The sequence below is a fragment of the Labrenzia sp. THAF187b genome (assembly GCF_009363375.1).
In the GTDB taxonomy this organism is placed as follows: domain Bacteria; phylum Pseudomonadota; class Alphaproteobacteria; order Rhizobiales; family Stappiaceae; genus Roseibium; species Roseibium algicola.
Map to the genome: position 1 here is coordinate 964,504 of NZ_CP045344.1, position 15,935 is coordinate 980,438.

Annotated in this window: 14 protein-coding genes; 3 read left to right on the plus strand and 11 right to left on the minus strand. The window is 60.2% G+C overall.

All coding sequences use genetic code 11. The annotated features are described in order from the left end of the window. Positions 1-89 precede the first annotated feature (89 nt). The 11 genes from FIV03_RS04475 to FIV03_RS04525 all read right to left on the minus strand — a co-directional run bounded on the left by FIV03_RS04475 (position 90) and on the right by FIV03_RS04525 (position 11,985). Positions 90-1,319 carry a M24 family metallopeptidase gene (locus FIV03_RS04475; protein WP_152508802.1) on the minus strand — a complete coding sequence of 410 codons (1,230 nt, stop codon included), beginning with the start codon at positions 1,317-1,319 and terminating at the stop codon, positions 90-92. A gap of 201 nt (positions 1,320-1,520) precedes the next feature. Then, positions 1,521-2,375, minus strand: a complete 855-nt coding sequence (locus tag FIV03_RS04480) for an ABC transporter permease (RefSeq protein WP_031268731.1) — start codon at positions 2,373-2,375, stop codon at positions 1,521-1,523. An 8-nt stretch (positions 2,376-2,383) separates the two neighbouring features. Then, positions 2,384-3,649, minus strand: a complete 1,266-nt coding sequence (locus FIV03_RS04485) for an ABC transporter permease subunit (RefSeq protein WP_152508803.1) — start codon at positions 3,647-3,649, stop codon at positions 2,384-2,386. Between the two features lie 107 nt (positions 3,650-3,756). Continuing rightward, positions 3,757-4,857, minus strand: coding sequence for an extracellular solute-binding protein (locus tag FIV03_RS04490; protein ID WP_152508804.1), 1,101 nt, complete (start codon positions 4,855-4,857; stop codon positions 3,757-3,759). Between the two features lie 81 nt (positions 4,858-4,938). Next, positions 4,939-6,033: an ABC transporter ATP-binding protein gene (locus tag FIV03_RS04495; protein WP_022999203.1), complete on the minus strand. Its 1,095-nt coding sequence runs from the start codon at positions 6,031-6,033 to the stop codon at positions 4,939-4,941. Positions 6,034-6,516: 483 nt separating this feature from the next. Then, the gene (locus FIV03_RS04500; protein WP_031268732.1) at positions 6,517-7,617 is read right to left on the minus strand and encodes a branched-chain amino acid ABC transporter substrate-binding protein; all 1,101 of its coding nucleotides are present in this window, start codon (positions 7,615-7,617) and stop codon (positions 6,517-6,519) included. Between the two features lie 146 nt (positions 7,618-7,763). After that, a complete protein-coding gene (locus FIV03_RS04505; protein WP_022999205.1) occupies positions 7,764-8,132 on the minus strand; it encodes a DUF6867 family protein in 369 nt (122 codons plus the stop codon). Positions 8,133-8,141: 9 nt separating this feature from the next. Beyond that, a complete protein-coding gene (locus FIV03_RS04510) occupies positions 8,142-8,873 on the minus strand; it encodes an ABC transporter ATP-binding protein (RefSeq protein WP_022999206.1) in 732 nt (243 codons plus the stop codon). Continuing rightward, positions 8,870-9,715: an ABC transporter ATP-binding protein gene (locus FIV03_RS04515; protein ID WP_152508805.1), complete on the minus strand. Its 846-nt coding sequence runs from the start codon at positions 9,713-9,715 to the stop codon at positions 8,870-8,872. The genes FIV03_RS04510 and FIV03_RS04515 overlap by 4 nt, the downstream gene beginning before the upstream one ends. Then, positions 9,712-11,046, minus strand: coding sequence for a high-affinity branched-chain amino acid ABC transporter permease LivM (livM, locus tag FIV03_RS04520; RefSeq protein ID WP_152508806.1), 1,335 nt, complete (start codon positions 11,044-11,046; stop codon positions 9,712-9,714). Before livM ends, FIV03_RS04515 begins: the two co-directional genes overlap by 4 nt. A 3-nt stretch (positions 11,047-11,049) precedes the next feature. Beyond that, complete coding sequence (locus tag FIV03_RS04525) at positions 11,050-11,985, minus strand: branched-chain amino acid ABC transporter permease (protein WP_022999209.1); 936 nt, start codon at positions 11,983-11,985, stop codon at positions 11,050-11,052. A 287-nt stretch (positions 11,986-12,272) separates the two neighbouring features. Between FIV03_RS04525 and FIV03_RS04530 the strand changes: the two genes are divergently transcribed. The 3 genes from FIV03_RS04530 to FIV03_RS04540 all read left to right on the plus strand — a co-directional run bounded on the left by FIV03_RS04530 (position 12,273) and on the right by FIV03_RS04540 (position 15,906). Continuing rightward, positions 12,273-13,181 (plus strand): helix-turn-helix transcriptional regulator, encoded by a 909-nt coding sequence (locus FIV03_RS04530; protein ID WP_209009853.1) that lies wholly within the window; start codon positions 12,273-12,275, stop codon positions 13,179-13,181. Between the two features lie 46 nt (positions 13,182-13,227). Then, positions 13,228-13,692, plus strand: coding sequence for a tRNA (N6-threonylcarbamoyladenosine(37)-N6)-methyltransferase TrmO (gene tsaA / locus FIV03_RS04535; RefSeq protein ID WP_152504921.1), 465 nt, complete (start codon positions 13,228-13,230; stop codon positions 13,690-13,692). Between the two features lie 99 nt (positions 13,693-13,791). After that, positions 13,792-15,906, plus strand: a complete 2,115-nt coding sequence (locus FIV03_RS04540) for a 3-hydroxyacyl-CoA dehydrogenase NAD-binding domain-containing protein (RefSeq protein ID WP_152508807.1) — start codon at positions 13,792-13,794, stop codon at positions 15,904-15,906. Positions 15,907-15,935 lie beyond the last annotated feature (29 nt).

The window sequence follows — 15,935 nt, forward strand, 5'->3', positions numbered from 1 at the left end:
TGCGACAGGTTCCTTTCGAGACCGTCACTGGCGGCAAGATGCCCACACCTTGCCGCCAGGGTTCTTCGAAAACCAGAAAGTTTGCCGCCTTATCGTTTCGGCACGATGTTGTGCTCCGGTCCAAACGGGAAACCGGTAATGTTCTCAGCCCCGGTTTCCGAAACGATCAGGATGTCGTGTTCCCGGTAACCGCCTGCTCCGGCTTCGCCTTCCGGGATCATGATCATCGGCTCCATGGAGACGACCATGCCCGGTTGAAGCACCGTGTCGACATCCTCACGCAACTCCACCGAAGCTTCACGGCCGTAGTAGTGGCTGAGCACACCGAAGGAATGGCCGTAGCCGAAGCTGCGGTACTTCAGGAGATCGTGGCTACGGTAGATGTCATTCAGCTCGCTTGCGATATCGCAGCAGCGCGCACCCGGCTTGATCAGCTTCAGTCCCTCGCGGTGGACATGGCAGTTGATCTCCCAAAGCCGCAGGTGCTCGTCGGAGGCATATTCGCAGAACAGGGTCCGCTCCAGCGCCGTGTAATAGCCGAAGATCATCGGGAAACAGTTGAGGCTGAGGATATCGCCTGCTTCCACTTTCTTGTTGGTGACCGGGTTGTGAGCTCCGTCGGTGTTGATGCCGGACTGGAACCAGGTCCAGGTGTCCATCAGCTCGACGAACGGGAAGGACTTCGCGATTTCCCGGATCATGGCATTGGTCGAGGCCATGGCGACTTCGTGTTCCGGAACGCCGGCCTGAACCGCCTCCACCAGAGCCGCACCACCGATATCGCAGATGCGCGTGCCTTCGCGGATCAGCACGTGCTCCTCGGCGCTCTTGATCGTGCGCTGCGCCATTGCGTCGGCGGCAATGTCGACCAGCTCCACGCCCGGAAGCGCGGCTTCCAGAAGCTTCAGCATGTCGAGGGAGACGTGGTCGAACTCGATGCCGATGCGCTTGACCCCAGGATTGGGCATCCCAAGCAGCGACTGGATGGCGTGGAAGTAATTGTCCCGGCGCCAGTCGGTGTAGATCACGGTGTCGCCGTGAGTCCTGCGCCAGGGCTGACCACCGTCGATACCGGCCGCAATCGTGGTTGCCTTGTCCTGTGTGACCAGAAAGCCGTATTTGCGGCCGAAGTAACAATAGAGGAAGCCGGAGTAGTAGCAGATGTTGTGATAGGAGGTGAACAGGGCGGCATCGATCTGCCGGTCCGCCATCAGCTTGCGGAGCTTTGCCTGGCGGCTGTCCATTTCGGCAACCGAGAAGGGCGAAAACGCCTTCTCGCCGTTGTTCATTTCATAAATGCGGATCATGTCGTTGCTCATTGAAGGCTCCTTCCGTTCGTTCGAGCTTCGGTTTCCAGGGACCTGAAACGCAAAACGGGCCGGCTTCCGCGAAGAAGCCGGCCCGCCAGGCCCAAATTCAAAATGTCTTGCTACCGGGAGACCCTGTCTCCACCCGGTGACTGGCGTTCCGCCACCGGCTCACCTTGAAAGCAGCGGGGCGCTCCTTGCGCCCGCCCGGGATCAGCCCGGGGACAGACCTCTCAGGCGTTCGGACCTGCGGCGCAGCAGCTCCAGCACGGTCAACAGGCAGATGGAAATGGCCACCATCAGGGATGCCACCGCCAGAATGGTCGGCGAGATCTGTTCGCGAAGGCCGGTGAACATCTGCCAGGGCAATGTCTTCTGACCGGCGGACCCCAGGAACAGCACCACCACCACTTCATCGAAGGAGGTGATGAAGGCAAACAGCGCTCCGGAGACGACACCTGGAATGATCAGGGGCATCTGCACCTTGAAGAAGGTGGTAACCGGGTTGGCGCCCAGGCTGGCCGACGCCCGCACGAGACTGCGGTCGAAACCGACCAGTGTCGCCGTCACCGTGATGATGACGAAGGGCGTTCCAAGCGCGGCATGGGCCAGAACAACACCCCAATAGGTGCCCTGCAGGCCGATGCGCGAATAGAAGAAGTACATGCCTGCCGCCGAGATGATCAGCGGCACGATCATCGGCGAAATCAGCACTGCCATGATTGCGGACTTGTAGGGCACATGGGACTGGGACAGGCCGATTGCCGCCAGGGTGCCGAAGCCTGTTGCCAGAATGGTGGCGACAGGTGCGATCAGCACCGAGTTGGTCAGCGCCTGCTGCCAGTCCGGATTGGTGAAGAAGTCCTGGTAGTGCTTGAAGGAATAGCCTGCCGGGTCGAGCGCCAGCATCGCCTTGGTGAAGGTGAAGAAGTTCTCCGCGTTGAAGCTGAGCGGCAGGATCACCAGGATCGGGAAGATCAGGAAGAAGAAGATCAGCCCGCAGATCACCCGGAACGTATAGTACCAGGTCCGCTGGAGAGGAGACGCGTAGGGAGGAAGTGCACTCATGCCGCCACCTATCCGAGTTTCACGTTATCGATGCCGACGATCTTGTCGTAGACAACAAAGAGCACCAGAACCGCGACGAGCAGCAGCGTGCCGAGCGCTGCGCCCAGACCCCAGTTGAGCGACGACGAGATGTGGTAGGCAATCCGGTTGGAAATGAAGATGCCCGACGTTCCGCCCACCAGTTCCGGTGTGATGTAGTAACCGATCGACAGAATGAAGACGAGCACGGCACCCGCGCCGATGCCCGGCACGGTCTGCGGGAAATACACCCGCCAGAACGCGGTCCAGTCGTTGGCGCCAAGGCTCTTGGCCGCGCGCACATAGGACGGCGAAATGGTTTTCATGACCGAATACAGCGGCAGGATCATGAACGGCAGCAGGATATGCGTCATGGCGATGATGGTGCCGGTCTGGTTGTTGATCATGACCAGGCGTCCGGCGTCGCTGATGATGCCTGTCCAGACGAGGAAGTCGTTGATCACCCCCTGTTGCTGCAACAGCACCTTCCAGGCCGAGGTCCGCACCAGAAGCGATGTCCAGAACGGCAGAAGTACGAGGATCATCAGCAGGTTGGAGGAGCGCAGCGGCAAGGCGGACAAGAGGAACGCGATCGGATAGCCAAGAAGCAGGCACGACACGGTGATCGCGATTGACAGGAACAGGGTACGGCCGAACAGGAACATGTAGATCCGTTCGTCTTCCGGCTTCAGTTCGATCCCGTTCGCGGTCTGCTGCGCGTCGAAGGCATTCAGGAAATAGCCGGCCGTATAGCGCGGCGAGAACCGTTTGAGGACCTGCCAGGTCTCGACATTGCCCCAGTCCTTGTCGAGGTCAATGAACTGTTCCTTGAAGGGACCGGCTTCGTCCATGCGCTTGATGCCGCGCCCTGTCTTGCGGAACAGGCTGGAAACGCCGGTTTCCTCGTAGTTGAGGCGTGAGCCGAGGCGGGTATGGGTCTTTTCTTCGACGGCGACGGCCAGGTCGTCGTAAAGCGCCGCGAAGACAACCTCATCGGGCACATTGCCGGAGGTTGGATCCCACTCCTGAAGAGCGATGACGGTCTTGGGAAGCGTGTCTTCCACGATCCCGTTTTCGACCGAGCGGAACAGCATGTCCACGATCGGGGCAACGAAGGTGAGCAGGACAAAAATCAGCAGGGGCGCAATCAGCGCCAGGGCGCGCAGCTTCTCGCGGCGCAGCGCCTTGGCAAGGGCTGCCTTCAGCGGCTTGCCGTCTTGCGTCGTCAGAACCTCGCCCGCGTGGGTATCGCTCATGAAACAGTCTTCCGCAAATCCGTTGGAAGATCCGGGTGAGGCATTGCCTCACCCGGACCGGTTTCTCATCTGTCCGCGTTCATCCGAACGCGAACAGCATCAGTTGATTACTGGGCCAGCCACGCCTGGAACTTGGCGTCGATGTCGTCCCGGTAATCCGCCCACCACTCGTAGTTATAGAGGAAGGTGTTCTTGGCGTTGTTCGGGTCGGTCGGCATGTGTGGAGCCATTTCGATGCCGAGGTCGGCGTGCTTGCCAACCAGCGGTGCCGAGGACTTGCGAGCCGGGCCGTAGGAGATGTACTTCGCCTGATCCGCCAGACGCTGGGTGTCGGTGGCGTATTTGACGAAGTCCTTCACCATGGCGAGGCGGTCTTCCGGAAGACCGGCCGGGATGATCCAGCCGTCAAGGTCGAACACCTGAGCGTCCCACAGCATCTTGACCGGCTGCTTCTGCTCTTCGATCAGGGAGAACAGGCGGCCGTTGTAGGTGGAGCCGATCACGACTTCCTTGTCGGCCAGAAGCTGCGGGGTTTCCGCACCAGCAGACCACCACACGACGTTGTCCTTGATGGTGTCGAGCTTCTTGAAGGCCTGCTCCTGGCCTTCTTCGGTCTCAAGAACGTTGTAGACTTCTTCCTTCGGCACGCCGTCGCACAGAAGAGCCCATTCCATGTTGTTGATCGGGCGCTTTTCCAGCGAGCGCTTGCCCGGGAATGCTTCCAGATCGAACACGTCACAGATGTCGTCCGGCTCCTTGCCGTTCCACTCCGCAATGTCGGAACGATAGCCGAAGGTGGTGGAGTAGACGATCTGCGGAATGAAGCACTCGGAGACCAGCAGGTCGCCGAAGTCTTCAGAAGCCTTGGTACCGTCCGGTGCATCGGCAAGGTCGGTGTCCGGATCGATTTCCAGCGCCAGACCTTCGTCGCACAGACGGATCGCGTCGGAAGCAACCACGTCGACCAGATCCCACGTGATGTTGCCGGCTTCGTTCATGGCGCGCAGCTTGGCGACAGCCTCGTTCGAAGACTCGTCCCAGATCACGTTGATGTCGGAGTTTTCCGCGACATACGGATCGGCGTAGGCGTTTTTCTGGGAGGCCTGATAGGCGCCGCCCCAGGAAACGATGGTCATGTCCTTCGCCATGGCCGCGCTGCCGGCAAATGCCAGAGCGGTGCCTGCGAGAATTACAGTTTTGAGCTTCATGTGAGTTAGCTCCCTCTTTTAGGATTTAACGGATTTTTCCGTTGTGGTCGCTAGCGGCCGGTTGCCGGCCGCCGGGCGATTTCAGACAACCGCATCGAGCGCTTTACAGTCGTTCAGCGCCCAGCCGACGCGGACTGTCTCGCCGACGGCGAGTTTGCGCTTTTCTCCGCGGTTGCGAACCTTGACGATGAACTCGTCGTTGCCGCCCACGTTCATGCGAACGCGGATATGGTCACCGAGGTAGATGAGTTCCTCGATCCGGCCGTTGACCAGATTGTCCATCGTGTCATGGGTGTCGAACTCCACCCGTTCCGGCCGCAGGGACAGGGTCGTCCTGTCGCCGACGGCGGACACGTTGACCTTGTCAGCCTTAAGCTTAGTGCCGTCATCGAGTTCAACAAGGCACTCAGAGCCGTTGATCTCGACGACCTTGCCGTTCAGCTTGTTGTTTTCGCCGATGAACTGGGCGACGAAGGAATTCTTCGGATCTTCATAGAGATCGTCCGGCGTCGACAATTGCTGGATGACACCGTCGTTGAACACAGCCACGCGGTCCGACATGGTCAGCGCTTCGGTCTGGTCGTGGGTCACGTAGACGACGGTGACGCCCAGGTTCTCGTGAATGTGCTTGATCTCGTACTGCATCTGCTCGCGCAGCTGCTTGTCGAGCGCACCGAGAGGCTCGTCCATCAGCACCAGTTCCGGATCGAAAACCAGGGCGCGGGCCACTGCGACGCGTTGCTGCTGACCACCGGAGAGCTGTGCCGGACGGCGGTTGCCGAACGAACCGAGCTCGACCATCTCAAGAGCCCGTTTGACCTTTTCCTGCTGGTCGGCCTTGCCGACACCGCGAACCTGAAGCGGAAAGGCGAGGTTCTCGGCCACCGTCATGTGCGGAAACAGGGCGTAGTTCTGGAACACCATGCCGATGCCGCGCTTGTGCGGGGGCACGTTGTTGATCGGACGGTCGTTCAGGTAGATTTCGCCATGCGTTGCCGGTTCGAAGCCGGCCAGCATCATCAGGCAGGTTGTTTTGCCGGAACCGGACGGGCCGAGCATTGTCAGGAATTCGCCCGGCGGAATATCGAGATTGAGGTTCTTTACGACCAGGGTTTCCCCGTCATAGCTCTTTTGAACGCTGTCATACTTAACAGCAGCGCCCCGTGTGTTCGCCATTGTGTCCCCAAGTCAGCTTCTATCATTATTATTAGACGCACGACCAATAACCTCCAGGTAACCTCCGTTCCTGAAGAGCTATCAATGTGTGCGAACGCGCATAGAAAAACAAAATTACTGCCTTTTGGAAAGGGGTTATGAAAAAAATTTGGATATTTTTTAGTCAGGCGCCGACTTAATATTTTGCAGCGCAGTATGAAGCCGTATTTTTTACTCAAGAAGAAGCGCCCGAAGAAAGAAATATCTTTCTCCGGGTTCGGCAATCTTTACTACACAACGATGTTCTTTGTTGTGCCTCTAGAAGAGTTTCGCGCAAGCCAACTTGCGCCAATAGCCGTAGAACGTCACGGAATGCTCTGGCTGCGTCATGCGAAAAATAGCGCGACAAGAGAGCCGCGTGCACCGCGCGGGCAACAAAAAACCCCGCCCGGCAACTGCCGGACGGGGCCTGACGCAAAGCATCAACCTTGCAGCGTATACGGCTTATTTGTAGTCGTACTGGCCGTCTTTCCACTCGTACCAGACGTAGCCCGGCAGGGTGACGTCGCCCTTGTCGTCAAAGGAGAGGTCGCCGAGAACGGTCTTGAAGTCGCCGTCGTTCAGGGCGCCGACAACGTCGTCATACTCGGTGGAGCCGGCAGCTGCGGCAGCTGCTGCCCAAGCCTGGATGGCGGCGTAGGTGTAGAGCGCGTAGCCTTCAGCGGTCTTGCCGGCGTCTTCAAGTGCCTTCACGACCGGAGCAGCTTCCGGGTTCTTGCGCGGGTCCGGAGAGAAGGTCATCAGAGTGCCTTCGCCAGCCGGGCCGGTGATCGACCAATATTCGTCGGTCACGAGTGCATCGCCGGAAACGAGAACGGTGCTCATGCCCTGGTCGACCATCTGACGCTTCATCAGGCCGGCTTCGGTGTGGTAACCGCCGACGTAGAGAACGTCGATGTTTTCCGACTTCAGCTTGGAAACCAGCGCGGTGTAGTCCTTTTCACCGGCGGTGTAGGCTTCGTAGAGGGTTTCGTTCTTGCCGGCAGCGTTCATGACTTCCTTGGTGGCATCGGCGAGGCCTTTGCCATAGGCAGTCTTGTCGTGAACGATGGCGATGTTCTTGTCGCCGAATTCCTCTGCCAGATAGGTACCGGCAACCTGACCCTGCTGGTCGTCACGACCGCAAACGCGGAAGGTGCCCGGGCCAGGACGTTCGTCGGTGAACTTCGGGTTGGTGGAAGCCGGAGAAATCTGGACGATACCTTCTTCCGCGTAAACGGCGGATGCCGGGATGGAAGAGCCCGAGCAGAAGTGACCGGCCATGAAGACCACGCCCTTGCCGACCATCTGGTTGGCAACGGCAACAGCCTGTTTCGGGTCGCAGGCATCGTCGCCCACTTCCAGCACCAGCTGTTCACCATTGACGCCGCCAGCTGCGTTGATGTCCGCCACGGCCTGCTCGGCACCGGCTTTCATCTGCGCGCCGAAGGAGGCGTACTGGCCGGTCATCGGGCCTGCAGTTGCGATCACGATGTCTGCAAAAGCGGCGGTGGACATGGCCACACCGGCAACTGCAGCAACGCTAGCCAAAAGATACTTTTTCATCATCAACTCCCCTGGTTCCAGTTATCTGGACCACTTGGAATGGAAGCCCGTGCTTCCGTTTTGGCCGGGCCAGGGACGATTCTTGTTGTTTTTCGTCCATTCCCAGCCGGTTCCCCATCGGCGCGGAAAACGCACCTCCGGAATTCTCAATCCTTGGCGTATTTGTCCGTCTGGCCGGTCTTCAACCGCCAACTGAAGGGACTCGTCTTTTCGTAAAGCCAGACATACTGCGTCGTCATCTGGTTGGTGCGTGTATACCGCCATCCCGCCAGACCGATTGCAAGCAGAATGAGATAGTCTACAACCAGATAGTGCACCGACAGTAGCGTTCCGTCGAACAGGGCGAAGGTCAGGAACCGGATCGCCAGGCTCAACAGGAACACGAACCAGAACAGCACATAAAGCGGCCGCCAGGTGTTGGCACAGGCACGTCCCGTCATCCAGGCCGCGCCGCCGCCAAGGCAGCACAGCAGGACGAGAAACACGCCGAAACTGGTCTGATAAAGAATACCCATAGCGCGCTCCTAGTGTCTTCCGCCTTCGAGGTAGGCCGCCTGCACGTCCTCGCGGGCAAGCAGTTCCTTGCCGGAACCCGACATGGTGATCTTGCCGTTCACCATCACGTAGGCCCGGTGTGCCAGTTTCAGCGCATGATAGGCGTTCTGTTCCACCAGGAAGACGGTGAGACCGTCGCTCTGGTTGAGGTCCCGGATAGCGTCGAAGATCTGTTTCACGATCAGCGGCGCAAGGCCGAGAGACGGTTCGTCCAGAAGCAGAAGACGCGGGTTGGACATCAGGGCCCGGGCGATCGCCAGCATCTGCTGCTCACCGCCCGAAAGCGTGCCACCGCGTTGGTTCCGGCGCTCCTTGAGGCGAGGAAACAGGTCGAAGGCGCGCTGAAGTCCGGCTTCCAGATCGTGGTTGCCGGCCATTTCCGCACCCATGATCAGATTTTCCATCACGCTCATGCGCGGGAAGATCCGCCGCCCTTCCGGAGACTGCGCAATCGACTTGCGCATGATCTGGTGGGTGGGCATGCGGGTGATGTCTTCGCCATCGTAGATGACCTGGCCGGAGCTGGCCTGCGGCGTGCCGCAGATGGTCATCATCAACGTCGACTTGCCGGCGCCGTTGGCCCCGATCAGGGAGACGATCTCGCCCCGGTCGACGGTCAGATCGACACCGCGCAGCGCGATGATCTTGCCGTAGTGGGTCTCGACGTTCCTGACTTCCAGGAGGTGGTTGGAGGTTGTCATATGCCGACCTCCTCTTCCACGGCGTCGACTTCCTCGTCCGGTACGCCCAGATAGGCGGCGATCACCTTCGGATCGTCCTTCACTTCAGCCGCCGTGCCGTCGGAGATCTTCTCGCCATAGTCCAGAACCACGACATGATCCGAAATTTCCATCACAACGCTCATGTCGTGTTCAATCAGAAGGATAGAGGTGCCGTGCTCCTTGCGGATGTACTGCAGGAGCGCGTTCAGTTCGCCACTTTCCTTGGGGTTCAGACCGGCAGCCGGTTCGTCCAGACACAGCAGCTCCGGACCGGAGCACATGGCCCGGGCAATTTCCAGACGGCGCTGGTCGCCGTAAGGCAGGTCAGCGGCCGGGGCGTCCGCCCGATCGATGAGCGCGGTCTTTTCCAGCCAGTAACGTGCCTTTTCGACTGCCTGACGCTCTGCCTTGCGGAAGGTTGCCAGACCGAAGATACCCGCAAGCGAATAGCCCGAAGCCAGCATCAGCGGATTGTGCTGCGCGACCATCAGGTTCTCCAGAAGGGTCATGCCGCCGAACAGGCGGATGTTCTGGAAGGTACGGGCGACCTTGGCTTTCGCAGAGATCTGGAAGTCCGCCATGCGCTCAAGCAGGTAATGCTCGCCGTTGGTGCGGTTCATCACGACCCGCCCTTCGGTCGGCTTGTAGAAGCCGGTAACGCAGTTGAAGACGGTGGTCTTGCCGGCGCCGTTCGGGCCGATCAGGGCAGTGATGTCACCGCGCCCGACATTGAACGACAGATCGTCGATGGCGACCAGACCGCCAAAGCGCATGGTCAGATGCTCGATCGTCAGGACGGGGTTTGTATCCCAGGAGCTCATCCGTGGCCCTCCTGAACGAGGTCGGCACTGATGCCCTTGGCCTTCTTGCCGCTGAGGGTTATCGACGGCATGCGGGTGGAGATAAGGCCGCGCGGTTTCCAGACCATGATGACGACCATCAGGAGCCCGAACACCAGCATGCGGTATTCTTCCAGTCCGCGGAAGAACTCGAAACCACCGATCATCACGACCGCGGCGATCACGACGCCAATCTGGCTGCCGAGACCGCCGAGAACGACGATCGCCAGGATGACCGCAGATTCGATGAAGGTGAAGCTCTCCGGCGAGATGAAGCCTTGCCGGGTGGCGAAGAACGAGCCCGCGAAACCGCCGAACATCGCACCGAGCGCAAAAGCGGTCAGCTTGGTGTTGGTGGTGTTGATGCCGAGCGAACGGCAGGCGATTTCATCCTCGCGCAGGGCTTCCCAAGCCCGCCCGACCGGCAGCTTGCGCAGACGCATGGTCACGAAGTTGGTGACCAGAGCCATGATCAGGATCAGGTAGTAGAGGAAGATGATGCGGTGAATGGAATTGTATTCCAGACCGAAGGTGTCGGCGAATCCGCCCGGGCCGCGCTCGAATTCGATACCGAAGAAGCTCGGCCGCGGAATGCCGGAGATACCGTCCGGACCACCGGTGAAATCGTACCAGTTGAGCAGGACCACCCGGATGATTTCCCCGAAGGCCAGCGTCACAATGGCAAGATAGTCCCCCCTGAGACGCAGCACCGGGAAGCCCAGGATGATACCCCAGAAAGCGGCCAGGATGCCGGCGAGCGGCAGACAGATCCAGAAGGAGAAGCCGAAATACTGGGCCAGCAGCGCGTAGGAATAGGCACCGACCGCGTAGAAGGCGACGTATCCCAGATCAAGCAGGCCGGCGAGACCGACCACGATGTTCAGGCCCCAGCCGAGCATCACGTAGGTGGTCACCAGAATGGCAAGGTCGAGATACTGGCGCGACCCGCGCGAGCCATAGGCCGACATCAGCAGGAACGGCAGGACCACAGCCAGGATCAGAAACACCGGCATCGCGAACTTGCCGAGTTTGGCCAGGGGCCTGGCGCTCGGCAGGAAACCTTTCGCCGTTTCGGTGACCGGCTTGTCGGCCTTCCAGACGAACAGGTTGAGGAGCAGCCGCCCGCCGAAGACGATGGCGACAGCTATGGCAACGGCTGCCCAGCGGTATTCAATGCCGAGCTGACCGCCAAGGCCGCTTGCGACCTCGGCTTTCATGCCGATCAGGACACCGAACAGCGCAAGCGCGATCGCACCCCCGGCCGCCGCATCCTTGAGCGACACCATGAAGAGGTTCTCAGATTTTGCTGACATGGATCAGACCTTCTCCACTTCCGGCTTGCCGAGCAGGCCTTCGGGCATGAAGATCAGCACGATCGCCAGGATCGAGAAGGCGGCAACGTCCTTGTACTCTACCGAGAAATAGCCGGACCAGAAGGTCTCGATGAGGCCGATCAGCAACCCGCCGAGCATGGCACCCGGCAGCGAGCCGATACCGCCAAGAACCGCAGCGGTGAAGGCTTTCACGCCGGCCAGGAAGCCGATGTAGAAGTCGATCACGCCGTAGTAGAGCAGGAACATCAGACCTGCGACGGACGCAAGGCCTGCACCCATGACGAAGGTCAGCGAGATCGTCCGATCGACGTTGACACCGACGAGCGACGCCATCTTGCGATCCTGCTCGCAGGCGCGCTGCGCACGGCCCAGAGAGGTCTTGTTGATCAGGAAGGTGAAGCCGACCATCAGCACGACGGTCACCACGATGATCAGGATCTGCGTGTAGGACAGCTGCACGATGAAGCCGGTTCCGTCCGGTCCGCCGTCGCTCAGCGTGAAGCCGCCGGAGATCAAGGGCTGCAGAGGCTTGTTGCGCGCGCCCTGCGAGATCTGAACGAAGTTCTGAAGCGTGATGGAAGCGCCGATCGCGGTGATCAGCGGTGCCAGGCGGAAGGAGCCGCGCAGAGGGCGGTAGGCGATCCGCTCGACCGTCCATCCCCAGGCCGCCGTCAGGGCCATCGAAATGACCAGGACACCGATCAGCGCCAGAATGAGGAGCGCCACTGGCAGGCCTGCCGTGATGCCGAAAGCGACGATGAAGATCAGCGCGATGAAGGCGCCGACCATGAAGATGTCACCATGGGCGAAGTTGATCATCCCGATGATGCCGTACACCATCGTGTAGCCAATGGCGATCAGGCCGTAGATCGACCCTAGCGTCACGCCGTTGATCAGCTGCTGTAGAAAGTAATCCATATTCTTTTTGTTACCCCCGGAAGCCATTGCTGCTTCTTTGAACGAGGCATTTTTGCCTTCATTAAAGCTTCATTAGCAAGTCACGCGAGGTGAGACAATTCCTCTCGTATCCGGCAAAAGATAAAAATAAAAGATTTCCTCTTTTCGAACTTTGAGGAAATTTATTCCACTTTTTAAAAAATCAGGTCAGAAAAATCCGGCCCGGGCGGTACGGTTTCCTTTATCCGTCAAACCGACCAGACGAAGTCTTTCCGGACAGTCTTGTCTCTCCGGAAGTTCCTCCGATAATGTCCCTCGAATCAATCATGGGCAACACCTTGCACGACACCGGCACACAGCAGCTTCAGTTCTTGACCACGAAGGAAGTGGCCGACCTTTTGCGGGTCAAGGAACGCAAGGTTTACGACCTTGCCGCCGCCAACGAGATCCCGCATCGGCGAATCACGGGCAAACTCCTGTTTCCCGCAGCCGAACTGCGGTCCTGGATCGAAGGTCCGACTGCCGCCGCGACACCGGAACGCCCGGGTGTTCTGGCCGGATCACACGACCCCCTGCTGGACTGGGCGGTTCATGCTTCCGGATGCGGACTGGCCATGCTGTGCAACGGCAGCGCGGACGGTCTGAACCGCTTTGTCGCCGGAGACGCCGCCCTTGCCGGCCTGCATCTGCCGGAAGAAAACGGCTGGAATATCGCGTCAATCAGCGAACTGGGCCTGAAGGACGCGGTCTTGATCAGCTGGGCATCCCGCAAACGCGGTCTTCTGGTTTCCCGGGAGGCTGCACCGACTGTTCGATCCGTTGCCGATCTGAAAGGCAGGCGCGTTGCCATGCGCCAGCCGGGCACCGGCACTGCCCTCCTGTTTTCCAGATTGCTTGCCGATGCCGGCCTGAGCGAAGCAGATCTGACCACCGGCCCTGCCACCGCCCACACGGAAAACGATGCGGCGTCGGCCGTTGCCGCCGGTGAAGCCGATGCTGCGCTCGGCATCGAAACCGCGGCAAGACCTTTCAAGCTGGCCTTCGTGCCGCTGGCCGAGGAATGCTTCGACCTGCTTATCGACCGGCGCTCCTTTTTCACCCCGCCGGTTCAGATGCTGTTCGAATTTGCACGAACGTCAGAGTTCCGGGACAAGGCCGCGGCGCTCGGCGGTTATGACCTGGCCGGCCACGGCGCCGTCCGCTGGTTGTCCGCTTGACCCGCGCCGCCTTCAGTGTTCCGGCATACATTCAGGAAAGACAACGATGAGCGATATCCGCCCGCATGAAATTTCGGTTCCGATCCAGGAACCGGACGATGCAAGGCTCTTCTTCATCGGCAGGATCCACACCCCTTGGAAGGACCGCAAGGATTGCCCGCGCCAGGGCAAGGTGGACGGACCGGAGTGCCGGATCGAGATTTTCGAGCCCTGGGTCCCGGCACTGAAGGGCATCGAAGAATACGACAAGATTGAACTGCTTTACTGGCTCGACAAGGCCCGGCGGGATCTCATCGTCCAGAACCCGGCACATAGCGACAACATTTTCGGTACCTTTGCCCTGCGCTCACCCGTCCGGCCGAACCCGATCGGTACCGTTCTGGCAAAACTCGTTTCCGTCGATGGTCCGAACCTGATCGTGCGCGGGCTTGACTGCCTCGACGGCACCCCGCTTATCGACCTGAAACCTGACCGCTGTGCTTTCACACCGAAAGCACCGCCCAAGGACTGAACACTTCACTTGCCCTCTTCGGTCACCTTGACAAGCTCTGCCCGGACCTGACAATCCGGCCCAAAATTCGCGCCCCGACTGGCGCACTGGGAGGAATTCATGCCTACGGAAACCCCTGCCGGCGAAACCGGTATCAACGACGTCGTCTCGATCGAGATCAACGGCTCTGTCGGCCTCATCGCTCTCGACAATCCGCCGGTGAATGCTGCCTCCCACGCGATCCGCTCCGGCTTGTGGCAGGCAGTGGAAACCCTGCAGCAGACCGACGGCATCGAGGTGATCGCGCTTTATGCGAAGGGACGGACCTTCATTGCCGGTGCCGACATTCGGGAATTCGGCAAGCCGCCGCTCGACCCGTGGCTGCCCGAACTGTGTAACTTCATCGAAAGCGCCTCCAGGCCGATCGTCTGCGTCCTGCACGGCACCACGCTTGGTGGCGGCCTGGAAGTTGCCATGTCGTGCCACGCCCGCGTAGCCTTGACGGGATCCAAGGTGGGCTTGCCGGAAGTGACGCTCGGCATTCTGCCGGGCGCCGGCGGCACCCAGCGTGCCCCCCGGCTTGCCGGCATCGCGACGGCTCTCGACATGATTACCAGCGGCAAGCCTATGGGTGCCGACGAGGCCCTGGCCAACGGCCTGATCGACCGGATCGTTGAAGGCGATCCGCGTGACGTTGCCGTCTCCTCCGCCAAGGATCTTCTGGCCGGTAATCTGCCGAACCGCAAGACGGGCGATCTGACCGCCGAACCGAATCCCGCCGCCATTGAGGCGATGCGGGCAAAGCTTGCCAAAAGCCAGCCGCTGCTGTTCTCGCCGCACAAATGTGTCGATGCCGTTGAAGCCTGCCACCTGCCGATCCGCGACGGCATGAAGGAAGAGCGCCGGCTCTACGAGGAATGCATGGCAAGCCCGCAGCGGGCCGGCCTGATCCACGCCTTCTTTTCCGAACGCGCCGTCACCAAGATCCCCGAAGCCACCGCAACCGCGCGCGAGATCAACTCTGTCGGTGTCATCGGCGGCGGCACCATGGGCTCCGGCATCGCAACTGCCATCCTGCTGGCCGGCCTGCCCGTAACCTTGACCGAACGCGACCAGGACGGACTTGACCGCGGTGTCGCGACGATCACCAGGAACCTTGACGGTGCGGTCAAACGCGGCAAGCTTTCGGAAGCTGGCCGCGACGACATTCTGGCCGCAAAACTCAGCACCTCGACGGATCTTGGTGCGTTATCGGATGCAGATCTCGTCATCGAGGCCGTTTTTGAGGACATGGGTGTCAAGCGCGACATCTTCCAGACGCTGGACAAGGTCTGCAAGGCGGGCACCGTGCTTGCGTCCAACACCTCCTATCTCGACATCAACGAGATCGCCGCGACGACCTCCCGTCCGCAGGATGTCATCGGCCTGCACTTCTTCTCGCCCGCCCACGTAATGCGGCTTCTGGAAGTGGTGGTTGCCGACAAGACCGGCGACGACGTGGTTGCGACCGGCTTCGCACTGGCCAGGAAACTGAAGAAGATCGCCGTGCGCTCGGGCGTCTGCGACGGCTTCATCGGCAACCGCATCATGACCTTCTACAAGAAGGTAGCCGATTACATGATGATGGATGGTGCGTCGCCGGAACAGATCGACACCGCCATGCGCGGCTTCGGCTTTGCCATGGGGCCTTACCAGGTGGCCGACCTTGCCGGGCTCGACATCAGCTGGGCAGCCAACAAGCGCCGCGCCGCCACCAGACCCGCCGAGGAACGCTACATTCCGATTGCCGACCGTCTTTGCGAAAACGGCTGGTTCGGACGCAAGACCGGTCAGGGTTTCTACATCTACGATGATAAGGGTTCCCGGCCGAACCCGGAAGCCCTCGCGATCATCGACGCGGAACGGGAGAAGGCCGGTGTCACACCGCGCAACTTCACGGAAGATGAAATCGTCAGCCGCTTCATGACCGCGATGATTTCCGAAGCCGTGCGCGTTCTGGAGGAAGGCATCGCCCTTCGCCCCATAGACATCGACGCCGTCTTCCTCAACGGCTACGGCTTCCCGCGTTTCCGCGGCGGCCCGCTGCACACGGCAGATGTCATCGGCGCGGGTGAACTGGTTCGCCGGATCGAAGAGTATGCCAGGGAAGACGCCTACTACTGGAAAGTCCCGGCTCTCCTGCGGCAGATCGCCGAAACTGGCGGAACCTTTGCGGAGATGAACGCGAAGGGGTGACCAAGAGCGGCAAGCCGCGCCGCTGCGCG